Source organism: Aggregatibacter kilianii (assembly GCF_003129965.1).
Classification (GTDB): domain Bacteria; phylum Pseudomonadota; class Gammaproteobacteria; order Enterobacterales; family Pasteurellaceae; genus Aggregatibacter; species Aggregatibacter kilianii_A.
This window is the reverse complement of sequence record NZ_NRCJ01000008.1, coordinates 23,830-47,006: the sequence shown is the minus strand read 5'-3', so window position 1 is coordinate 47,006 and position 23,177 is coordinate 23,830. Positions and strand designations below refer to the sequence as shown.

At 45.6% G+C, this 23,177-nt stretch carries 21 protein-coding genes and 3 tRNA genes; 13 read left to right on the top strand and 11 right to left on the bottom strand.

Annotation, left to right across the window (positions count from 1 at the left end):
• Nucleotides 1-148 precede the first annotated feature (148 nt).
• From accA to tilS, 3 genes are all read left to right on the top strand, one after another.
• Entirely contained in the window at nt 149-1,102 is a 954-nt protein-coding gene (accA, locus tag DK430_RS07285) for an acetyl-CoA carboxylase carboxyl transferase subunit alpha (protein WP_109078429.1), read from the top strand.
• Between the two features lie 61 nt (nt 1,103-1,163).
• Entirely contained in the window at nt 1,164-2,021 is an 858-nt protein-coding gene (gene pdxY / locus DK430_RS07280; RefSeq protein ID WP_109078428.1) for a pyridoxal kinase PdxY, read from the top strand.
• 44 nt (nt 2,022-2,065) lie between these two features.
• On the top strand, nt 2,066-3,376 hold the full coding sequence (gene tilS, locus DK430_RS07275; protein WP_109078427.1) for a tRNA lysidine(34) synthetase TilS: 1,311 nt from the start codon (nt 2,066-2,068) through the stop codon (nt 3,374-3,376).
• Between the two features lie 54 nt (nt 3,377-3,430).
• Here the strand turns inward: tilS and DK430_RS07270 are convergent, their stop codons facing one another.
• Both DK430_RS07270 and DK430_RS07265 read right to left on the bottom strand, forming a co-directional pair.
• Nucleotides 3,431-4,762, bottom strand: a complete 1,332-nt coding sequence (locus DK430_RS07270; RefSeq protein ID WP_109078426.1) for an NCS2 family permease — start codon at nt 4,760-4,762, stop codon at nt 3,431-3,433.
• Nucleotides 4,763-4,885: 123 nt separating this feature from the next.
• Nucleotides 4,886-5,293, bottom strand: coding sequence for a DUF805 domain-containing protein (locus DK430_RS07265; protein WP_109078425.1), 408 nt, complete (start codon nt 5,291-5,293; stop codon nt 4,886-4,888).
• A gap of 195 nt (nt 5,294-5,488) precedes the next feature.
• Here DK430_RS07265 and galE point away from each other — a divergent pair, with 195 nt between their 5' ends.
• The 4 genes from galE (at nt 5,489) to adk (ending at nt 8,934) form a co-directional block, all read left to right on the top strand.
• Nucleotides 5,489-6,505 (top strand): UDP-glucose 4-epimerase GalE, encoded by a 1,017-nt coding sequence (galE, locus tag DK430_RS07260; RefSeq protein WP_109078424.1) that lies wholly within the window; start codon nt 5,489-5,491, stop codon nt 6,503-6,505.
• Nucleotides 6,506-6,509: 4 nt separating this feature from the next.
• The gene (hypA, locus tag DK430_RS07255) at nt 6,510-6,851 is read left to right on the top strand and encodes a hydrogenase maturation nickel metallochaperone HypA (RefSeq protein ID WP_109078423.1); all 342 of its coding nucleotides are present in this window, start codon (nt 6,510-6,512) and stop codon (nt 6,849-6,851) included.
• Between the two features lie 6 nt (nt 6,852-6,857).
• Entirely contained in the window at nt 6,858-8,150 is a 1,293-nt protein-coding gene (locus tag DK430_RS07250) for an MFS transporter (RefSeq protein WP_109078422.1), read from the top strand.
• 139 nt (nt 8,151-8,289) lie between these two features.
• Nucleotides 8,290-8,934, top strand: a complete 645-nt coding sequence (gene adk / locus DK430_RS07245; RefSeq protein WP_109078421.1) for an adenylate kinase — start codon at nt 8,290-8,292, stop codon at nt 8,932-8,934.
• Between the two features lie 106 nt (nt 8,935-9,040).
• On the opposite strand, the gene DK430_RS07240 is transcribed toward adk, so the two are convergent.
• The 7 genes from DK430_RS07240 to gloB form a co-directional block, all read right to left on the bottom strand.
• Nucleotides 9,041-9,115: transfer RNA gene (locus DK430_RS07240), tRNA-Gln, on the bottom strand.
• A 29-nt stretch (nt 9,116-9,144) separates the two neighbouring features.
• Nucleotides 9,145-9,229 (bottom strand) — tRNA-Leu (locus tag DK430_RS07235).
• A 5-nt stretch (nt 9,230-9,234) separates the two neighbouring features.
• A tRNA-Met gene (locus DK430_RS07230) sits at nt 9,235-9,311 on the bottom strand.
• Nucleotides 9,312-9,467: 156 nt separating this feature from the next.
• Nucleotides 9,468-10,691 (bottom strand): ROK family transcriptional regulator, encoded by a 1,224-nt coding sequence (locus DK430_RS07225; protein ID WP_109078420.1) that lies wholly within the window; start codon nt 10,689-10,691, stop codon nt 9,468-9,470.
• Between the two features lie 61 nt (nt 10,692-10,752).
• Nucleotides 10,753-12,057, bottom strand: coding sequence for a glutamyl-tRNA reductase (gene hemA / locus DK430_RS07220; RefSeq protein WP_109078419.1), 1,305 nt, complete (start codon nt 12,055-12,057; stop codon nt 10,753-10,755).
• 153 nt (nt 12,058-12,210) lie between these two features.
• Nucleotides 12,211-13,380 carry a multidrug effflux MFS transporter gene (locus tag DK430_RS07215; protein WP_109078418.1) on the bottom strand — a complete coding sequence of 390 codons (1,170 nt, stop codon included), beginning with the start codon at nt 13,378-13,380 and terminating at the stop codon, nt 12,211-12,213.
• Between the two features lie 8 nt (nt 13,381-13,388).
• On the bottom strand, nt 13,389-14,090 hold the full coding sequence (gene gloB, locus DK430_RS07210) for a hydroxyacylglutathione hydrolase (protein ID WP_109078417.1): 702 nt from the start codon (nt 14,088-14,090) through the stop codon (nt 13,389-13,391).
• 20 nt (nt 14,091-14,110) lie between these two features.
• On the opposite strand from gloB, the gene DK430_RS07205 reads away from it, so the two are divergent.
• Nucleotides 14,111-14,806, top strand: a complete 696-nt coding sequence (locus DK430_RS07205; RefSeq protein WP_109078526.1) for a class I SAM-dependent methyltransferase — start codon at nt 14,111-14,113, stop codon at nt 14,804-14,806.
• A gap of 72 nt (nt 14,807-14,878) precedes the next feature.
• Here DK430_RS07205 and DK430_RS07200 read toward each other — a convergent pair whose 3' ends face one another.
• Nucleotides 14,879-15,217 (bottom strand): YegP family protein, encoded by a 339-nt coding sequence (locus DK430_RS07200; protein ID WP_109078416.1) that lies wholly within the window; start codon nt 15,215-15,217, stop codon nt 14,879-14,881.
• A gap of 169 nt (nt 15,218-15,386) precedes the next feature.
• Here DK430_RS07200 and manA point away from each other — a divergent pair, with 169 nt between their 5' ends.
• The 5 genes from manA to DK430_RS07175 all read left to right on the top strand — a co-directional run bounded on the left by manA (nt 15,387) and on the right by DK430_RS07175 (nt 21,808).
• Complete coding sequence (manA, locus tag DK430_RS07195; RefSeq protein WP_109078415.1) at nt 15,387-16,592, top strand: mannose-6-phosphate isomerase, class I; 1,206 nt, start codon at nt 15,387-15,389, stop codon at nt 16,590-16,592.
• 140 nt (nt 16,593-16,732) lie between these two features.
• A complete protein-coding gene (ycaO, locus tag DK430_RS07190; RefSeq protein WP_109078414.1) occupies nt 16,733-18,496 on the top strand; it encodes a 30S ribosomal protein S12 methylthiotransferase accessory factor YcaO in 1,764 nt (587 codons plus the stop codon).
• Nucleotides 18,497-18,665: 169 nt separating this feature from the next.
• Nucleotides 18,666-19,076, top strand: a complete 411-nt coding sequence (locus tag DK430_RS07185; RefSeq protein WP_109078413.1) for a Z-ring associated ZapG family protein — start codon at nt 18,666-18,668, stop codon at nt 19,074-19,076.
• 191 nt (nt 19,077-19,267) lie between these two features.
• Nucleotides 19,268-20,650, top strand: a complete 1,383-nt coding sequence (locus tag DK430_RS07180; RefSeq protein WP_109078412.1) for a Do family serine endopeptidase — start codon at nt 19,268-19,270, stop codon at nt 20,648-20,650.
• A gap of 117 nt (nt 20,651-20,767) precedes the next feature.
• The gene (locus DK430_RS07175) at nt 20,768-21,808 is read left to right on the top strand and encodes a Gfo/Idh/MocA family oxidoreductase (protein WP_109078411.1); all 1,041 of its coding nucleotides are present in this window, start codon (nt 20,768-20,770) and stop codon (nt 21,806-21,808) included.
• A gap of 95 nt (nt 21,809-21,903) precedes the next feature.
• Here DK430_RS07175 and ompA read toward each other — a convergent pair whose 3' ends face one another.
• Nucleotides 21,904-22,995, bottom strand: a complete 1,092-nt coding sequence (gene ompA, locus DK430_RS07170) for a porin OmpA (protein ID WP_109078410.1) — start codon at nt 22,993-22,995, stop codon at nt 21,904-21,906.
• Nucleotides 22,996-23,177 lie beyond the last annotated feature (182 nt).

The window sequence follows — 23,177 nt, the reverse complement described above, 5'->3', positions numbered from 1 at the left end:
CTGAAATTACATAGCGTTGGCTGGTGTAACCAGATTAATTTTTATGGTATTTATGAAAAAAACACATAAAATGTCCAGTTTAATTGCGCCTACACTAAAATCTTGTTAAAGTGCGGGGCAAATTTTTCACAAAACCAGGAATAACCCAATGAGTCAAGAATACTTAGATTTTGAATTACCTATTGCCGAACTTGAAGCAAAAATCGAATCATTACGCTCTGTTGTGGGTCAAGATAATGACATTAATCTTGATGATGAAATTGCCCGTTTACAGAAAAAAAGCATTGAATTAACCGAAAAAACCTTTGCAAATTTAGATGCGTGGCAAGTATCCAAAATGTCCCGCCATCCGAATCGTCCTTATACTCTTGACTATATCGAACATATTTTCACCGATTTTGATGAGCTTGCCGGCGATCGCGCCTTTGCCGATGATAAAGCCATTATCGGCGGTTTAGCGCGTTTAGACGGCAAACCGGTGATGGTTATCGGACACCAAAAAGGTCGTACGGTAAAAGAAAAAGTGAAACGCAACTTCGGCATGCCCGCACCGGAAGGTTACCGCAAAGCGTTACGTTTAATGCAAATGGCAGAACGTTTCAAATTACCGATTATCACGTTCATCGACACCCCGGGGGCTTATCCCGGCGTTGGCGCGGAAGAGCGCGGACAATCGGAAGCCATCGCGCGCAACTTACGTGAAATGTCCACGTTAAAAGTGCCGGTCATTTGTACCGTTATCGGTGAAGGCGGTTCCGGTGGTGCACTTGCTATCGGCGTGGGCGATAAAGTCAATATGTTGCAATATTCCACCTATTCCGTCATTTCCCCGGAAGGCTGCGCCTCCATTTTATGGAAAAGCGCGGACAAAGCCTCCACAGCAGCAGAAGTTATGGGCTTGACCGCCAATCGTTTAAAAGAACTCGGCTTAATCGATAACATCATTCCCGAACCACTGGGTGGTGCGCACCGAAATTATGAAGAAATGGCGCAAAATCTGAAAAAACGCTTGCTGAAAGATTTAGCGGATCTGGAAGTATTAGATGCGGAACATCTGCTGGATCGTCGTTATCAACGCTTAATGAGCTACGGTTACGTCTAAAAAATCATTATAAAAACCGTATTTGCTGTCTTTAAAGGGATTTTAAAAGGAGAAAATAACAATGAAAAATGTACTTTCAATTCAGTCTCATGTGGTTTACGGCTATGCCGGCAATAAGTCGGCAACCTTCCCGATGCAATTGCTCGGTGTTGACGTTTGGGCGTTAAATACCGTGCAATTTTCCAATCACACCCAATACGGCAAGTGGACGGGCATCGTCATTCCAAAAGAACAAATCGGCGAAATCGTGCGCGGCATTGAAGACATCGACGCATTACACAAATGCGATGCCGTGGTTTCCGGTTATTTAGGATCCGCCGAGCAAATCGACGAAATCGTCAACGCCGTGCACAAAATTAAAGGTATCAATCCAAAGGCACTTTATTTATGCGATCCTGTCATGGGTCATCCTGACAAAGGCTGTATTGTTGCCGATGGTGTACGTGAGGGGTTAATTAACATCATTTCGGAAGCGGATATTATTACGCCGAATCTGGTGGAACTACGCGAATTAAGCGGTTTACCGGTAGAAAATTTTGAACAGGCACTGGCGGCAGTGAAAGCGATTTTAGCGAAAGGGCCGAAAAAAGTGTTGGTTAAACACCTAAGCAAAGTGGGCAAAGACGCCTCGCAATTTGAAATGCTACTTGCCACCGAACAGGGCACTTGGCACGTATCCCGCCCGTTGCATCCATTCGATCGCGAACCGGTGGGCGTGGGCGATTTAACTGCCGGCTTATTCTTAGCCAACTTACTCAACGGCAAATCCGATGTGGAAGCCTTTGAACACATGGCAAACGCAGTGAATGATGTCATGCAAACCACTCTGGAACACGGCGAATATGAATTACAAATTATTGCCGCCCGCGACCTCATCATCCACCCGCGCAGCCACTATAAAGCACAAAAAATCGCCTAGTTTCCAACTTCCTCCCGATATTCGGGAGGAAATTTTATCTGCCTATGCTGCTCGAATCCTTTTCACAACAACTACAACGGCTCGCCCCAAACCAAACGCAATTTCTTATCGGGTTTAGCGGCGGCTTAGACTCCACCGCGCTCCTCGCTTTATTTGCAAAATACCGTGAAAATCGACCGCACTTTCAGCTACGCGCCATCCATATTCACCACGGATTAAGCACGAACGCCGACGATTGGACCGCCCACTGCCAACAAATTTGCCGACAATTCAATATTCCCTTGTTAATTCAACGTGTCGAAGTCGGCACGGAAAACGGCATTGAAGCAGGCGCCCGTCTGGCGCGTTATGAAGCCATTGCTCAGCAGATTTTGCCCGACGAGTGGCTCGCCACGGCACATCATCAACAAGATCAGACGGAAACCTTTTTCCTTGCCCTAAAACGGGGCAGCGGCTTACAGGGATTGAGCGCAATGCAACCGCAAAGCCAAGTTTACGGCGTGCCGATTTTCCGTCCGTTGTTGAATTTCAGTCGCCGACAATTACTCGAATTCGTGCAACAACAGGGGCTAAGTTGGATTGAAGACGAAAGCAACGCAGACAACCAATATGAGCGCAATTTTCTGCGCAATGTGGTGTTGCCCGAATTGCGCCAACGCTGGGCGCATTTTGATTCGGCAGTACAACGTTCCGCGCAACATTGTTATGAACAACAGCAATTACTCAATGAATTGTTGGCGGATGAATATCAAAAAAACGTGGAGAAAAATGACCGCACTTTTAAGCTGCAACACTTTGCCGACTATTCCGCCGTGAAACAGCGGGCGTTATTGCGTTTATGGCTGCAGGATTGGGGGCTCGCCATGCCTTCATTGGTGCAATTGGAACAGATGATTTCCGATGTTATTTTTGCCAAAGCCGATGCGCAACCGCAATTTCGCTTGGAAGATAAAGTAGTGCGCCGTTATCAAAACAGGCTGTTTCTCACACCAGTTTTAGCGGATATTTCATCAGAAAGTATTGCGGCAAAATTGAATGAAACGATTCTATTGCCCGACAACTTGGGCTCGTTGCTACTGCAAAAAACACCGGAAAAAATGACCGCACTTTGGCGTGATGAAAACGGCTTGGAACATAAAACAAGCCTTAGTTTACCCTTAGAGGAGACGGCAGTTTGGATCCGTTTCGGTTATTCGGGCAAGGTGAAATTAACGCGACAGGGCGTGAATCAAGACATCAAAAAAGTGTGGCAACAGCTGAACGTACCGCCTTGGCAACGGCAACGGATTCCGCTGATTTTCTACGGCGAAAAGCTGCAAAGTGCGGTCGGTTTTTTTACTGTTTTTCAAGATTAAGGAAAAATAAAAGGCGCATATTACTGCGCCTTTATTTGTATTTAGGGAGCGGAATTAAATCGCCCAGCCGCAAGCGTAGAACGCCACTAAGACAACGGCGATAACCACGGTGCCGACATTTAAACGTTTGAAATCGCCACTTACGATACGTCCAATCACTAACGCGGCAAAGCCCAGCATAATGCCGGTTACGATGTTCGCGGTGAGTACGATAAATACCGCGCAAATCAAGCCGCTCATGGCGCCGACAAAATCGTCGAAATCCAATTTGCTGACATTACTTAACATCAATAAACCCACATACATCAACGCAGGCGCGGTAGCATAGCTTGGTACTAAGAAAGCAAGGGGTTGGAAGAATAGCATTAACAGGAATAATACGCCGACCACGATGGCGGTGATCCCGGTTTTGCCGCCTGCTGCGGTGCCTGCGGCGGATTCGATATACACTGCTGCCGGTGCCGTACCGAAAATACCGGAGAACAGGCTGCTCACGGAGTCGGACGTTAAGGCTTTGCCGCCATTGATAATTTGACCCTCTTTATCCAGCAAATCCGCTTGTCCGGCAACGGCGCGAATCGTGCCTGTGGCGTCGAACACGGCAGTCATCACGAGTGCGAACACCACCGGTAAAATCGCCGGTTGTAACGCACCGAGCACGTCTAATCTTAAGAACAAGGAGTCTTCACCAAAAGACGGCATTTTGAAAATCTTGCCGTTAAACGTCACATTCGGATCAAAAATCAAGCCGACAATGGTAATGGCGATGATGACCCATAAAATACCACCTTTAACCTGCATTTTTTCCAAGCCGACAATTAACGCCAAACCGATGAGAGACATCATGACAGGAAAGGAAGCAAATTCACCCAATTTCACCGGTAAGCCCGCTTGGTTACCAACCACAAGCCCGACACCGTTTGCCGCAATTAACAACAGGAATAAACCGATACCGATACCCGCGCCGTGCGCAATGCCTATCGGTAAATTACGCAAGATCCAAGCGCGAATGCCCGTGGCGGAAATCAACGTGAAAAAAACACCCATTAAAAAGACCGCACCTAAGGCGACAGGAATGCTCACTTTTTGCCCGATAACCAAGCTGAACGCAGTAAATGCCGTTAAGGAAATGGCACAGCCGATCGCCATCGGCGCATTCGCCCAAAAGCCGATTAAAATGGAACCAAGCCCCGCGACCAAACAGGTGGCGATGAAAACAGATTCGGCCGGAAATCCTGCCGCACTTAACATATTCGGCACGACGATCACGGAATACACCATAGCAAGGAAAGTGGTTAAACCGGCGATAATTTCTTTGCGCACGGTGGAACCGCGTTTAGTCAACTCAAAGCGTTGTTCTAAAGCGGTGGATTGAGAAGATGACATGAAAAATTACCTTTAATGATAGAGAAAATTGAGGGCGGTATTTTACCGAAAACGTTGAATAAGTAAACGTTTGCGCAAAATATCACACAAAAGGGCTAACCTTTCGGTTAACCCTTATGACCATTAACTGATGAGACTAGTTTTTTCTGCAACCGTGTTGGAAACGGCATGTTCTTTAGGATTATCCCCAAAGCGATTTGTGCCTGGTTGACTGTCAAAACACATGAAGACAAGTACAACAATTACGCCGATGATTGGAATGAAACATAACAAAATCCACCAACCGCTTCTGTCCGTATCATGTAAACGACGCACACTCACCGCAAGTCCAGGGAGGAAAACGACCAATGAGTAAATTCCACCCAATATGCCCATATTAAGAGTTGAACTATATAATCCCAGTACAAGATCAATAACGCCTAAAATAATACTCACAATGAAGCTAAATAAGCAGAACATCCAATATTCTTTTCGTCTCGCTCTGCCATTAAAAGTGACATAGTTTTTTAATACGTGTAAATACCAATTCATTTTTAGGTTCCTTAATTATAGTAAGTTTAGAGGGAGATGAATTTTATTCATTCTGAATAAAATAAGCAATTATTCTACGCTTATTTAAAAACAAATTTATTCATACTAATAAAACACCAATTTTCGCGATTTTGCTTCACCGGCAAAAAGGGCTATACTAGCCCGCAGTTATTTCATGCAACAAGGAAAGAAATTATGACCATTTTAGTCACCGGCGGTGCCGGTTATATCGGTTCGCATACTGTCGTGGAATTATTAAATGCAGGCAAAGATGTGGTGGTTTTAGATAATCTTTGTAACGCCTCACCGAAATCCTTAGAGCGCGTTGAGCAAATCACCGGTAAAAAAGTTAAATTTTATGAAGGTGATGTTTTAGATCGTGCCTTACTGCAAAAAATCTTCTCAGAAAATCAAATTGATTCCGTTATTCATTTTGCCGGCTTAAAAGCCGTGGGCGAAAGCGTACAAAAACCGGCGGAATATTATTTGAATAATGTTACCGGCTCCTTGGTTCTGGTACAGGAAATGAAAAAAGCCGGCGTGTGGAATTTTGTGTTCAGTTCGTCCGCCACCGTTTACGGCGATCCGAAAGTCATCCCGATTACCGAAGATTGTGAAGTGGGCGGCACTACCAATCCGTATGGCACGTCTAAATATATGGTGGAACAAATTCTGCGTGATATTGCCAAAGCCGAGCCGAAATTCAGCATGACGATTTTGCGCTATTTCAACCCGGTGGGGGCACATGCGAGCGGCTTAATCGGTGAAGATCCGAATGGTATTCCAAATAACTTGTTGCCTTATATCAGCCAAGTGGCTATCGGCAAATTGCCGCAACTTTCCGTATTCGGTAGCGATTACGATACCCACGACGGCACCGGCGTGCGCGATTATATTCATGTGGTAGATTTGGCTATCGGGCACGTTAAGGCCTTAGGTCGCCACCAAGACGATGCAGGTTTGCATATTTATAACTTAGGCACGGGCGTAGGTTATTCTGTATTAGACATGGTGAAAGCCTTTGAGCAGGCGAATAACATTCAAATCCCGTACAAATTGGTTGATCGCCGCCCCGGCGACATTGCCACTTGCTATTCCGATCCGGGTTTAGCCGCCAAAGAATTGGGCTGGAAAGCGGAGCGCGGCTTGGCAGAAATGATGAAAGATACTTGGAATTGGCAGAAAAATAACCCGAAAGGCTATCGGGATTGATTCCATGCACGAATTATCGCTGTGCCAAAACATCATTGAAATTGTTGAGCAGCAATGCAAACAACACAATGTCAATAAAGTCACCGACCTCTGGCTTGAGGTTGGTGCGCTTTCCTGTATTGAACCGAGTGCCTTAGAATTCGGCTTTGAAATGGCATCCAAAGGCACGCCGGCGGAAAACTGCAAACTCCATTTAATCCCGATTCCCGCCAAGGCTTGGTGTTGGGATTGCAAACAATTCGTTGAAATTCAAGCTAATAACAGCACCTGTCCGAATTGCGGCAGCGTGCATTTACAACGCCAAAGCGGCGATGAACTGCGCATTAAAGAAATCGCCGTCGAATAATTGATTATGTCTCAAACCTCCCAACCTTCCTTAACCCAGCAAATTTTCAGCCGCAACATGCTGATTTGCGTGTTTACCGGCTTTAGCTCCGGCTTGCCGCTATTTGTGCTATTGCAAATGCTGCCCGTGTGGCTAACAGACAAAGGGCTTTCCATTGAGCTCATCGGCGCAGTGACAGGCGTCACCCTACCCTACGGCTTAAAATTTTTATGGGCGCCGTTGTTGGATCGCTACTTTCCAAGCTTTCTAGGACGGCGACGTAGCTGGCTGTTAATCACCCAAATTGCGTTATTGATTTTACTTTATGCCATTAGCCGATTTGATCCGCGCAGCCAATTGAGCATCGTGGCAAATATTGCCTTTCTTATTGCATTTTTCTCGGCAACGCAGGACATCGTGCTTGATGCTTATCGCCGCGAAATTTTAACCGATAGCGAATTGGGCTTAGGTAACACCATTCATATTAATGCCTACCGTGTGGCGGGCTTAATTCCCGGCGGGCTTTCCTTGTATCTCGCCACCCTCTATCCTTGGGAAACGGTTTTTTTATGGACCGCACTTTGCATGCTATTCGGCTTATTTATGACCTTATTTCTCGCCAAAGAACCGAAAATTCCCATGCCGGATCGCAATCAACCTTTCTATCTCGCCTTCTGGGTCCCCTTGCAGGAATTTTTTCAACGCAAAGGCGTGGCGCAAGCATTCGGTTTTTTACTGTTTCTTTTTCTGTATAAATTCGGCGACTCCTTTGCCACCACGTTGCAAACCAAATTTATCTACGACATGGGTTTCGGCAAAGAAGACATCGCTCTGGTAGTAAAAAGCACTTCCCTCTGGGCGAGTATTTCTGCAGGGCTTGTCGGCGGCGTAATTATGATCAAGCTCGGCATTAATCGAGCGCTCTGGGTCTTTGGCTTAGTGCAACTAATCACCATCGGCGGCTTCGTGTGGCTTGCCGGCTTTGGGCATTTTGCTCAAATCACCTCCGTCGAACTGTGGAAACTCGGCTTCGTCATTGCCGCCGAATATATTGGCGTCGGCTTAGGCACTGCCGCTTTTGTTGCCTTTATGGCGCGGGAAACCAATCCCCTTTACACCGCAACCCAATTAGCCCTTTTCACCAGCTTATCCGCCTTACCAAGCAAAGGCCTCGGCATGTTATCGGGCTATTTGGTCAAATCCGTCGGCTATTACGATTTCTTCTGGATTTGTTTATTCCTCGCCGTACCGGGAATGATCTGCCTGTTTTGGGTCGCCCCATGGAACGAAAAAGCGGTGGCGGCGAAATCCGTCGATTGACATTTTTAAGGAATTAAGCAACCATACGTAACACATAAAAACATCGTAAAAATCAACCGCACTTTTCTGCGATTCAATAAAAAGTGCGGTTGTTTTTTCAAGTGTTTTTTCGATCACTTTTATCTTACAAGAGGACAACATGAAAATTATTTTATTAGGCGCACCGGGCGCAGGCAAAGGCACGCAAGCCCAATTTATTATGAACAAATTTGCCATTCCACAAATTTCTACCGGCGATATGTTACGTTCCGCCATTAAAGCGGGCAGCGAATTAGGCAAACAAGCCAAAACCCTGATGGATGCCGGTCAATTGGTGCCGGATGATTTAATCATTTCTCTTGTCAAAGAACGCGTTGCACAACCTGATTGTGCCAAAGGCTTCTTGCTTGACGGCTTCCCGCGCACCATTCCGCAAGCGGACGCGTTAAAATCCGCCGGTATCGCCATTGATTATGTGCTGGAATTTGATGTACCGGATGAAGTGATTGTAGAACGTATGAGCGGTCGCCGCGTACACCAGCCGTCCGGCCGTTCTTACCACATCGTTTACAACCCGCCAAAAGTGGAAGGCAAAGATGACGTGACCGGTGAAGATTTGATTATCCGTGCCGATGATAAGCCGGAAACCGTATTAGACCGCTTGAAAGTGTATCACACCACCACTAAACCGTTGGTGGATTACTATCAAGCAGAAGCCAAAGCGGGTAACACGCAATATTTCCGCTTAGACGGTACGCAAAAAGTAGAAGATGTGAGTAAAGAATTAGACAAAATTTTAGCTTAATTCCGCTACTATCGAAAAAAGCCATTCAGAAAACCGCTGATGGCTTTTTTGTTGCCTGAATATAATGAATTTAAGATTAGGTTTTGATATATAGATGAAAATAAGGTGGCTGGGGTACTAGGATTCGAACCTAGGAATGCCGAGATCAAAACCCGGTGCCTTACCGCTTGGCGATACCCCAATAACTATATTGATTATCAACGAAATGAATGGTGCGGGACGAGGGACTTGAACCCACACACCTCGCGGCGCCGGAACCTAAATCCGGTGCGTCTACCAATTTCGCCAGTCCCGCAAATATGGTGGCTATGACGGGATTCGAACCTGTGACCCCAACATTATGAGTGTTGTGCTCTAACCAACTGAGCTACATAGCCATTTATTTGCAACCATCTCATTGACTTTGCGGGGCGTATTATGCGGATATTGCCCCTACTCGTCAACCATTTTTTTCGGAAAATAAATAAAATTAAAACATTCGGATAGAGATTAAGCAAATCGCACTAATTTTGAACGAACACTATCTTGTGCATTTATTCTTCGATTAAACGACGCAACAAACTGCCGTCAAATAAGGCTCTTTTAACTAAGGCGAAAGCGCCGATCACATCTTCATTGCTTAATTCCGACGCGACCAACGGCGTATTTTGTACGAACGCCGGCAATGCGTGACTTTCCAACGTGCGACGAATCGCCGCAAACAACACGTTTTTGGCTTGGGTAATTTCACCGGAAATCACGATTTTTTCCGGATTGAACATATTCACGCTCATCGCCAACACACGCCCGATTTGTACGCCCACATGCTCAATCAGCTCCGTCGCGACAGCATCCTGTTTATTGCTGGCTTTACAAATAGCTTCAATATCATGAGCTTCCAAAGAAAGCCATTTACTTTGATAACCATCCTCCAGCAATTCGGACATTTTATTTTCAATTGCCGAATTGCTTACCACAGTTTCCAAGCAGCCGACATTCCCGCACATACAACGCTTACCCAACGGATCCACCTGAATATGCCCGATTTCACCGACATTTTTTCTATAGCCGGAAAAGACTTCATGATTAATCACAATCCCCGCACCAACCCCGCGATGAATACGTAATAACAGAGAATCATAGCAATCTTTCGTCACACCGAAATAATGCTCGGCGAGCGCCAAACTACGTACATCATGTCCGATATAGGTCGGTAAATTGAAACGTTCTGCAAGATGGCTCGCCAAGTCCCAAGGCTCATTTAATTCAAAATGTGGCACTTGTTCGATCATGCCGCTTTTCACGTCCACAAAGCCCGGCACGGTAATACCGATAGCAATAAATTCACTACCGCGTTTTTGATTAACTTGAATAAATTCATCTAAATGCCGGAACAAAAACTGCTCGAATTCCTGTGGCGTTTGGTGACTCGGCAGTGTGAACACCTCTTTTTTCAGCAATTTTGTCGATAAATCCATGATTGCCAAGGTTAAATGTTCGCGCCCGATGCCAATTAAAACAGCACGGAAATTCTTATATTCCGCCACAATGGACGTTGCGCGACGGCCGCCGGTGGATTCCTGCTGCTCCACTTCTTTAATTAAACCGCGAGCAAGTAAATGACGGGTGATTTTGGTGACACTTGCCGGCGCAAGCTGGCTGATTTCGGAAATTTGGATACGGGAAATAGGACCTTGCTGATCGATTAATTTATACACAACCGCACTATTCATTTGTTTCACTAGGTCAACATTCGCGATTTGAGGATTTTCTCGCATTTTTTTCTCCCGCAAAGATAAGTTGGCTTATTTTAAAAGGAATTTGAGCAATTGGAAATAGCTATTCTTGTTCCATTCCCAAGGCTTTTGAAAAGGTTTGCAAGCCCGTCGCATTGCCGGTTTTTACCATGGTTTGCATGGCTTGAGTCGGTGAATGAATCAATTTATTCATCAATTTATAACTCAATTCCTGCAACACCTGTTCGGCATTTTCTCCTTGTTGCAAGGAAACCATGGCTTTTTCCAATAAATCCTGACGGGTTTGCTCGGCACTTTCACGATAACGGCGAATCAAGTTGGAAAATTGATGAACCTTCAGCCATTCGAAGAAATCGGCGCATTCCGCCCGAATAATGGCTTTTGCCTGCTCCGACGCCTGTTCCCGTTGATTCAGGTTGTGCTGAATGATGCTTTGTAAATCGTCCACCGTGTAATGATAAACGCTATCCAAATCCACCGCACTTTCTTCAATATCGCGCGGTACGGCAATATCCACTAGCAGCATCGGGCGATAATTACGTGCAATTTGTGCCGTCTCAACCATATCACGACTAATCAGAATATGCGGGCTACCGGTAGAACTGATGACAATGTCCGCCTGATTCAAGCCCTGCTGCAACTGTTCCAGGGGAAGGACTTGAATCTTCGCTGTTGAATCGAGTTTTTCCACTAACGCTTCGGCGCGCGCCAACGTGCGGTTGGCGATGAATAAGTTTTTTACCCCGTGACGCAATAAATGACGACTGACCAGCTCAATGGTTTCACCGGCGCCCACTAATAAAATCGTCAGGTCGCGCAAAGATTCAAAAATTTGGCGCGCCAAGCTGCACGCGGCATACGCTACGGATACCGCGCTTTCGCCGATATTAGTTTCCGTGCGCACCCGTTTGGCGGTGGCGAAGGTTTTTTGGAACAACCGCGATAATTCGCCGGAAATGGCTTGCTGTGCCTGTTGGTAATGCAGTTCGCTCAGTTGATAGGCTTGTTTCACCTGCCCCAAAATTTGCGGTTCGCCCAAAATTAACGAATCCAAACCGCAAGCCACTTCCATTAAATGATTGACTGCCAACAAATTTTCATAGGTGTAAACGCAACGTTGCAACTCTGCCAAATCCAGTTGATGAATGTCGGCGAACCATTGCACGGCTTGTGTAATCCAGCTTTGGGTGTCTTGCGGCGGGACGCTTTTGTTATGCAGATAGACTTCCGTTCGGTTGCAGGTGGACAAAATCACCGCACTTTCCGCCAGTTGAATTTGCCGAATATGGCGCAAGGCAAAAGCGCGCTTTTCGTCAGAAAACGCCACTTTTTCCCGTAACGCCACGGAAGCGGTTTTGTGATTGATACCCAGAACTAGAATCGTCATAAAAATACATGAAAAACCAACCGCACTTTATGCTGAAAAGAGAAATGCGGCTAAAATTCGTCCCACGGAAAAAAGAAAAGAGAGAAATAAAAACGGGCATATTCTAGCTGAATTGCCCGCTTTTGAGCAAATTGAAGCGATACGGATCGGCTATCAATCTGCGATTTTATTGCGTATGGTCAAATAAGTGACGAACGCCAATACGGCGAAACCCACCAACACGGCAGACGTGGCGACGAAAATATCGCCCAATCCCACCAAAGGTGACACCACCCCGCCCAAGAAAAACGGACAGAAGCCCAACAAGGCGGAGGCGCTGCCGGCATATTGTCGTTCGGATTCCATCGCCAAGGCGGAAGAACTCGGCAACACAAAACCGGTGCATAACAACATGACTAAAAAGCCACCTTCCACCAACCACACGTTAGCTTGCAACAGCAACATGGCGCAGATAAAAATGACCGTCGCCAACAAGCCAAACACGCCAATGTCCAACGCCTGACGGCTTTTCATGCGGTTACTCAGGTTCACGCCGAGGATCATCGCCGCACCGTTAACGGCAAAACACAAGCTGTATTGTAAGGCAGTTAAGCCGTAAAAATCCTGAAAAATGAACGCCGATGAGGCTAAATAAGCAAAAAAGGAAGCGAACTGGAAAGATTGTAACGTCACAAACGTCATGAATGTGCGATTTTTGGCAATGAGCTTAAACGGCGAAAACGTATGCAAAATATTGCCTGATAAACGATCTTGTTCATGCAAAGATTCTTTCAACGGGATCGCCGCAATCATCAGGAGGACACCCAATAAAGTCAATGCCACAAAAATACCGCGCCAATCCACGAATTGCAGCAAAAAGCTACCGATAATCGGCGAAATGATCGGCGCCAAACCATTCACTGACATTAACAAGCCAAAAAAGCGCGCCATTTCGCGACCGCGATATAAATCCGTGGCAATGGCGCGGGAAATCACGACACTGCCGGCAGAAGACAAGCCTTGCAACGTACGCAAAACAATCAGGCTTTCCATATTCGGCGCGAAGACAATCAAAATCGAACTGACAATATAGCAAGTCAGCGAAATCATCAGCGGTTTTTTACGCCCGTATTTGTCGCTAATCGGTCCTAAAAATAACTGCCCCACCGACAACCCGATCATCGCCGAGGTGAGCGTCACCTGCGTCAACGCCGTTGAAGACTGAAAATACTGGTTGATTTGCGGCAAGGCGGGCAGGTACAAATCCAGAATAAACGGCCCGAAAGCGGATAATGCCCCGAGCAACAACACTAAAAATAATTTGGAATTTTGTTTACGACTCATCTGATTCCTTAAAAATGATCTTTGGCTTTGCGCAATTGGGTAAATTGCGCCAAATCCGTTGCCGTTAAAAACGGATTAATCTGTTTTTCCAAGCCGATAGTGCTCGGCACGCTCGGTTGATTAGCGGCACGTTGGCGTTCCACCCAAATGCGCTGATTTTCCACCGCACTTTGGTTTCCCCAAACGCTTTCCACGAATTTCAGGTTGCTCAAGGTATATTCATGCCCCGGGCAAACCACGGTGTCGTCGGGCAGACGGGCAAAACGTTGCATGGCGGCGAACATGGCGGCGTAATCGCCTGTAAACACCCGCCCGCACCCGGCGGAAAATAACGCATCGCCGCAAAATAAATGCCCATCTGTTAAATAAGCCACATGCTGCGCCGTGTGCCCCGCCGCCGGCAACACTTGAATTCGATAATGTTCGGTGTTAATGTCCCCTTCATTAACGATGTGCGTCGCGCCTTTGTCGGCGCATTCGACAGGTCCGTAAATCGGCACATTCGGATAACGCACTTTAAACTCGCCGACACCGCCAACGTGATCGTCATGCAAATGGGTCAGCAATACCGCCTCCGGCGTTAACTGACGGGTATCCAAGAATCGGAATAACGCTTCGCATTCCGGTAAATCAACGATTAACGGCGGCAAATTATCTCGGGCATAAAGCCAAATGTAATTGTCATTTAAGGCAGGAATCGGAATTAACATAGAACCTCGGAGTTACCATGATGTGGCGTGCTAAATATGAAAAGTCGCTGGCGATGCCGACCGGCTGGCAACAACTTCCCAACGGAAGCGCGTATTGTAACGCATTAAGCGACTATTTTGCGCCTTGGTTTACAAAAATTTGCGGCTATCAAATTCTGAAAATCGGCGGCTTGAGCGCCGAAATTCAATGCGATTTACCTCTACGCCACCAAATCAGTCTCAATGAAAAAACACCTCAAAATCTTACCGCACTTTTAAGCGAGTATCATTCCGTCGTGCAAGGCAAACTCACGGAATTGCCCTTTGTGGAGCAACAAATCGACGCCTGTATTTTAACCAATACCCTGAATTTTGCGCAGGATCCACACCAGATTTTGCGCGAAGCGCATCGCGTTCTGACAGACGACGGTTATTTATTTCTCAGCCTGTTTAATCCGCTCAGTTCATTTCTGTTTAAGCGCAAATTGGACGAATTTCCGCTCCGTCACTACTGCGCCTGGCGCGTCGCGGATTGGTTGGAATTATTGAGTTTTGACATTCTGGCACAGCAATATTTGGCGTTACATGATCGACAATCAGGTTGGTTTTCCCCGCTTATCGTCATGGTAGCGCAAAAACGCACCTACCCGTTAATCCTCAACCCGCAAAAAGAGCGGTCAAAAATCCCGGCGTTTTTACAACCGGCAGAAGCGTTGAAGCAGGCGGAAGATCTTTAGTTTTTAACTAAATTCAAGACAAAAAAATCGGCACCGAAGTGCCGACAATCCCAATCTATTTATTATTGTATGTTATGCGGTCAGATCCTTAATGACTTCGCTGGACGCGTTGTTCATCACGGATTCCATGCCTTTTTGTGCAGCAGCTTGCGAAGAATAATATTGGCTGCGACCGATTTCCTGATGGTTTGCCGCTTTTAATACAAAATACGGTTGATCATTTTTTGTGGTACGGAACTCAAAGTTTTTCGCCTCCACACCGTTTTTCTGTACGGAGGCAATGCCGTTTTGTGCGGAGGCTTTAGATTTATAAAGCTCACTGGTTAAAATAATTTGTCCATTTGTAGCAAGCAGGTTGAACATAAATTGCCCGTCTTTTGCTACTTTTAATTCGTAATGTCCTTGCGCCATTTTAATGTCTCCTAGGTTAATCATGATGGCTGATAAATTACCGAAAAGGCATAGTTTTGACTCTTTCCTTCCGACAAAAGTTCCCACAGAAAAATATCGCCACCTCAACCCTCAGGCATAAAATATGCTAGAATGCGCCTCTTATCTGACAGAAATCCGGGAGAACATCATGGCAGGCATTTATCCGCTTAAGGGCAGTCTTCAACATTATGCGTGGGGGGGCGAAAATTACATTCCGAATTTATTGCACATCCACAAAACGCTGGCACATTACGCCGAATATTGGCTCGGCGCACACCCTTCCGCGCCGTCACAGGTTCTCACCGAGCAAGGTGAAATGTCGCTGGGTGATTTTTTACAGAAAAATCCGACCGCACTTGGGACGCAAAGTCGTCGCTTGTTCGGCGAAAATCTGCCTTATTTGTTCAAAATTTTAGATGTCGCCAATCCCCTTTCTATTCAGTTACACCCGACTAAAAAGCAAGCGGAAATCGGCTTTGCGCAGGAAAATGCAGCGGGCATCGCGTTGAACGATCCAAAACGCACTTACAAAGACGATAATCATAAGCCCGAAATGATGATCGCGCTGTCCGATTTCTGGCTGTTACACGGGTTCAAAACTAAAGAAAAAATTCTGGAAACCTTACGTCAACGCCCATCATTGGCGGATTTGGCAACAAAACTGGCGTCACAAAATTTATCGGACTTTTACGCCGAGATTATGCTGGCAAAACAGGCTCAACTGGCAAACTGGCTTTTGCCGATTATTGACGGGAAGCAACAGGCTTACACACAAAATCAACTCGCCATGCAGGATCCCGATTATTGGGTGCTTTATACCCTGCACGCCATGAATATTTCCCGTGATAAGCTGGATGCGGGGCTGATGAGTTTTTACTTGTTCAACATCGTCAATTTACACGTCGGTGAAGGCATTTTTCAGGCGGCAGGCATTCCGCACGCCTATTTACGCGGGCAAAATATCGAGCTCATGGCCTGTTCCGACAATGTCATTCGTGGCGGTTTGACGCCGAAACACGTTGATATTGAACAGTTATTGAAGGTTATCGAATGCCGTGAAGTCATCCCGCAAGTGATCGCCCCGGCACCAGAGGATGCGGTTTATTTTACTTACTCAACTCCTATTGACGATTTTGCGTTGAGTAATTTGCGCTACGCAAAAAACACCGAATTTTCCGACCGCACTTTAAACGGCACCATTCTGTTTGTGATGGACGGAGAAATCACGCTGAAAGGTGCGCAGCAAAAACTCACTTTGCAACAAGGACAGGCGGCGTTTATTGAGGCAGACACCGATTACCTTGTGCATGGTATCCAAGAGGGTTATGCGGTGCTGGCGGGGTTGCCGGTTTAATTCAGTTATCCTCCCCTCTCTCTGGCTTCAAGTGCTAAATGCACTTGAAGCCTGTCTCTCTCCCGTAAACAGGCGAGAGGAAAAACTTAACATTCTTCTTTGCTATTAAAGAAGAAAATACGTCAAATATAGGAACAACAATGACACAACAAACATTTATTCCCGGCAAAGATGCCGCCCTTGAGGAAAGTATTGAAAAGTTTCAACAAAAACTGACCGCACTTGGCTTTCATATTGAAGAAGCCTCGTGGTTGAATCCGGTGCCGAACGTGTGGTCTGTGCATATTCGCGATAAAGATTGCCCGCAGTGTTTCTCCAACGGCAAAGGCGCCAGCAAAAAGGCGGCGTTGGCGTCGGCGCTGGGCGAATATTTCGAGCGTCTTTCCACCAACTATTTCTGGACGGATTTCTATTTAGGACAAGACATCGCCAACGGCGATTTTGTGCATTACCCGAATGAAAAATGGTTCCCTATCGAAGACGAAGCCCTGTTGCCACAAGGCATTTTAGACGATCATTTATTCGAGCATTTCGATCCGAATCAGGAACTTACCCCTGAACTGTTGGTGGATTTGCAATCGGGCAATTACGAGCGCGGCATTGTCGCCGTGCCTTATGTGCGCCAATCGGATCAGCAGGCGGTATATATCCCACAAAGCATCATTTCCAATCTCTACGTTTCCAACGGTATGTCCGCCGGCAACAGCCGATTTGAAGCGCGCGTGCAAGGTTTATCGGAAGTGTTTGAACGCTATGTGAAAAATAAAATCATCGCCGAAGCCACCAGCCTGCCGTTGATTCCGCAAGAGGTGATGGCGCGTTACCCGTCCATTCAAGCCTCCATAGAAAAACTGGAACAGGAAGGCTTCCCGATTCTGGCGTATGACGCCTCGCTCGGCGGCAAATACCCGGTGATTTGCGTGATTTTGCTCAACCCGACTAACGGCACCTGTTTCGCTTCTTTCGGCGCGCATCCGAAATTCCAAGTGGCGTTAGAGCGTACCGTCACCGAACTGTTGCAAGGTCGCAGCTTAAAAGATTTGGATGTTTTCGCCCCGCCGTCCTTCAATAACGACGATGTCGCCGAACACGCCAATTTGGAAACCCATTTTATCGATTCCAGCGGTTTGATTTCCTGGGATTTATTTAAAGACAGCACGGATTACGACTTCGCCGACTGGAACTTCTCCGGTAAAGACACCCACGAAGAATACGACAACCTGATGGCGATTTTCCGTGCGGAAAACAAAGAAGTGTACATTATGGATTACAACCATTTGGGCGTTTATGCCTGTCGTATCATCGTACCGGGCATGTCCGATATTTATCCGGCGGACGACCTAATTTATGCCAACAGCAACATGGGCATGGACTGGCGCGAAATTCTGCTGGATTTACCGCACTTCCATCACGACAAAGAAACCTATCAAGAACTCTTGGAAGAGTTGGACGAGCAAGGCATTGACGACGCCACCCGCGTGCGCGAATTTATCGGCATCGTCGCCCCGAAAGGCAGCGGCTGGACGACATTACGCATCGGCGAATTAAAATCCATGCTTTACCTTGCCTTAGGCGACTTGGAAATGGCGCTGGATTGGGCGAACTGGACGTACAACATGAACAGTTCCGTCTTCACCGCCGAACGCGCCAACTATTACCGCTGCCTAATCAGTAGCCTGGAATTATTCATGGATAGCAACCGCGAACCGCAACAATACCGCATGGTATTCGAAAAAATGTACGGCAAAGACGCTATGACATTTGCGTGGGGCGCTATTCAAGGTGGAAATCCGTTCTACAACCTGCCAGCCGGCGATGAAACCCTCGCTAACTTTAGCGAGCATCAAAAGTTACTGGCAGCTTACGCCAAATTGCAAAAGGCAAAACGTGAAAATTGGCAGTAAAGTGCGGTTGTTTTTTTCCGTGTTTTTTAGGGCGAAGCAATTCGCCCTTTTTATTTTGTGTAAATATTTGGGGTAAAATTTTCCGTTCTGTGATCTAACACATAGAAATATAAAAACGTTTAAGCTATGATTAGCCTATTGTTTTCCCTAAAGAATGAGGAGTATTTTTATGCAAAGTTGGACAACTGAAATGTGGCAAGCCGCGTTAATCGGTTTGGTCGTCGGTTTTATTATCGGTTATTTCTTATTACGCATCACCAAAGAATCCGCCAAAAAACAGGTGAAAACCGAAGCGGAATTACGCGTCGCAAAAGAACAACTGGAAAGCCAAAAACAACAATTGGAAAAACATTTTGCCGAAAGTGCCGACTTGTTGAAATCCCTCGCGCAGGATTATCAAAAACTGTATCAACACCTTGCCCAATCCTCTACCCAATTACTGCCCGAACTGAACGATAAAGATCTGTTCCAACACAATTTATTGGATGACAAAGGCAACCCGCTAAATCCGCAAAATGCCGACGATCAACCGAAAGATTATTCGGAAGGATCTTCCGGGTTATTGAAAGCGGAGAAATAACCGCTTTTTCAACTAAAAATGAATATAAGTGCGGTCATAAAATTCAATTTCCAGAGTGACCGCACTTTTTTTATTTTTTCCTGCAAAATCCCTTGAAGCCTCTGAACATTCAAGGATTTTTTTTGTCTTAGCAGTTACCGAAATCTCATGGAAATTTCGAGTATATTTACGTTTATTGGAGAACAACTTTAATGAAAAAACGCAATTTTGTATTAACAAGCATCGCGCTCGGATTGAGCCTTTTAAGCACACCAATGTTAAGCCAAGCCGAAATTCCCGCTATTGTTGAAGGGCAACAAGTGCCAAGTTTGGCGCCAATGCTAGAAAAAGTGTTGCCTTCCGTGGTATCCATTTCTGTAGAGGGCAAACAAAAAGGTCGTTCCGCCCAACAATTTGACGATATTCCGGAAGAATTTAAATTTTTCTTTGGACCGGATATGTTCGACCGTGAGCGCGCGCCGCGTAACTTCAAAGGCATCGGCTCCGGTGCAATCATCAACGCGGAAAAAGGTTACGTTTTAACCAACAATCACGTCATTAAAGACGCAGACAAAATCACCGTACAATTACATGATGGTCGTGAATTTAAAGCCAAAGTCATCGGTGCCGATGAAATGTCTGATGTGGCGTTAATTCAAATCGAAAAACCGAAAAATCTGACCGCACTTAAAATCGCCGATTCCGATAAATTACGCGTGGGTGATTTCACTGTGGCGATCGGTAATCCATTCGGTTTAGGTCAAACTGTGACTTCCGGTATTGTTTCCGCGCTAGGCCGTTCTATGGGGTCCGATAGCGGCATGTATGAAAACTACATCCAAACCGATGCAGCGGTTAACCGCGGTAACTCCGGCGGTCCGTTGGTCAACTTAAACGGCGAACTCATCGGTATCAACACCGCGATTATTTCCCCAAGCGGCGGCAATGCAGGTATCGCTTTTGCCATTCCAAGCAACATGGCGAACAACTTAGTCCACCAAATTCTTGAATTTGGTGAAGTCCGTCGCGGTATGTTGGGCATTAAAGGCGGCGAATTAAATGCCGACTTAGCGCAAGTCTTCGACATTGAAGCGAAAAGAGGGGCTTTCGTCAGCGAAGTTATTCCGGGCTCCGCCGCCGATAAAGCAGGCTTGAAAGCCGGCGATGTGATCACGGCAATGAATGGTCAATCCATTTCCAGCTTCGCCGAAATGCGCGCAAAAATTGCGACATCCGGCGCAGGCAAAGAAATCGAACTGACGTATTTACGCGATGGTAAATCCAACACCACGAAAGTCACGTTGCAATCCGACGACAAAATCCAAACCAGTGCCGACAACTTACTTCCGGCGTTAGACGGTGCGGAATTAAATAATTATGACGAGAAAGGCCTGAAAGGCGTGTCTATCGGTAAAATTAAAGCCGGTTCCTTAGCGGAACAACGAGGCCTAAAGACAGGTGATGTCATCATCGGCATCAACCGTCAAAAAGTGGAAAACTTGGGACAATTACGCAAAGAATTAGATAAAAAACCGTCTGCTGTTGCGTTAAATATTGTTCGTGGCGATAGTAACTTCTACTTGTTGGTGCAATAACAGCAATATTCATAGATTAAGGGCGAATTTTCGCCCTTTTCTTTTGCATTCAAACCGCACCTTCGTTAGGCTATATTCCGTTCAAATAAATTTCATGAGTGACATTAAGGAGAGAAAATGAAAAGAGTGAATGTCGGAATTGCCGGCTTTGGTATGTCGGCACAGGTTTTTCATACGCCGTTTCTAGATTTGGATCCGCGCTTTCAAATAAAAAAAATTTATGAACGCAGTACCGATAAAGCGCAACAACGCTATCCTTATGTGCAAACGGTGCGGGACTTTGCCGGCTTGCTTACGCCGGACATTGATTTGGTGATTATTACCACGCCAAATCTGACACATTTCGATCTGGCAAAACAGGCTATTCTTGCAGGCAAAAATGTCATTGTAGAAAAACCGCTTGCGATTACTGCACAGCAAGCCCATGAGTTAACCAAGTTGGCTGAGCAAAACCAAGTGATGCTATCCGTTTATCAAAATCGTCGCTGGGACAACGGTGCGCTAACGGTGAAAAAGCTCATCAAAGAAAACATCTTGGGCGACATCGTGAATTATGAATTACGTTTTGAACGTTATACGAAATCCAAAAATGCCAAAGCCTGGAAAGAAACCGGTGAATTTGGTAGCGGGCTGGTATTTGACTTGGGCGTGCATTTAATCGATCAGGTCGTGGATTTATTCGGAAAACCGACCGCACTTTATGCGGACATGGCAAAGCAACATGAAGACAGTGGCAGCGAAGATTATTTCCAAATCCAGTTTTATTACCCCAATAAAAAAGTCACCATGAGTGCGACAAAATATGCAAGAGAAGCCGCTCCACATATTATGTTACAAGGAAAACTTGGTTCCTATTTTAAACAAAGGGTAGATAATCAAGAAGCCCTGCTCGTCGCCGGGACGTTACCACAAGGCGATTGGAATAAAGAGACACAAGAAAATTGGGGTATTTTGCACACCGAACAAAACGGACAGACTATTCGTGAAAAACTTGAAGGCGAATTAGGAAATTATCAGGCGTATTACGACAATATTTACGCCGTATTAGCCGAAAATGCGCCGCTTATCGTTACTGCAAAACAGGCGGCTGATGTATTGGATTTAATTGAAAAGGTCTATCAAAGTGCAAAGTGCGGTCAGAAAATTGCGTGTTTTTAAAGACGTGAAACGATTTCATTCATACATAAAAAAATCTGCACCTTTTTCGAAGTGCAGATTTTATTTTAAAGATTGACTAAATAGAGGTTAAAAAATTATTTTGTGCCGTTTACTGCGATTTCTACGCGACGGTCATCCGCTAAACACGCGATAAGTGCTTTACGGCCTTTAACGGCATCACATTTGTTGCCGGTAACCGGATTCGCTTTACCGTAACCGGTCGCAGAGATTGCTTGTTGAGAAACACCTTTAGAGACAAGGTAGTTTGCTACGGTTTCAGCACGTTTTTGGGATAATTTTTGGTTGTAAGCATCAGAACCGATACGGTCTGTGTAACCTGCAACTTGGACATTAGCGTTATTCACTTGCGCAATTTCGCTATAAATGCCGTCTAATGTGCTTTGCGCTTGCGGTCTTAAGTTCGCTTTATTGAATGCAAAAGTCACATCAGAGTTCAAATTGAATGTTTTGTTAACCACTTCAGGCGCAACAACCGGCGCACCTTGACCGAAACGGTAAGATAAACCTAAAGAGACAGAACCGATGTCAGGGGAGTAGCGAACATCATCTTCATGGTAGTTACCCGGACCATAATAAGCGTCCGCTTTTTTTCTTTCCGCTTTACCAAAGTTACCTACGCGGCTCACCCATTGGTATTCAAGACGTAATGCCAATTCAGGAAGAATGGCGTATTCCAAACCGCCGGCAAAAACCGGAGATACTTTTAAGTCGTTAAATTTATGTGTTTCACCAAAAGTGTCATCTTTATAGTCAACGCGAATTAATGCCGCACCGGCGCGCGCATAAAGATCTAAATTATCTAAGACAGGATAACTTGCTTTAAGGGATAAGCTGGAACCGTGCGCTGTAATTCTTTTTTCACCGCCGGTAAATTCTTTCACTTTACCACGACCAAAGAATTCATAACCCGCTTCAACAGCAAAATGATCGGTAATTTGATAACCGCCGAATACACCGTAAGCTTCAGAGTTTTTCTTTGCTTTACCAATGACTGCGCCATCAGATTCGTCTCTATATTGATATTGATTCAAACCATGACGAACAGATGCCCAACCGGCTTTTGCTCCAACATAGAAAGTATTTGCCTGAGGCGCTGCTTGTACGACAGTTGCAACTGTTGCAGCTAAAGCTGCAGTAGTCGCTAAGGCGATTGCAGTTTTTTTCATTTTTTGCTCCTATTTAATTTGATTATTTCAAATACGCTAACTTAAGATTTTTATTTATATTAAAGGTGAATTTCCGCTATTTATTTTGAGCAATTTACACCTTCATTTTAAATAATAATACAAAAGCTTTTGCATTATCCTACCAAAAAAATAGAAAATCAAATTCTGTTCATTTAAGGTTA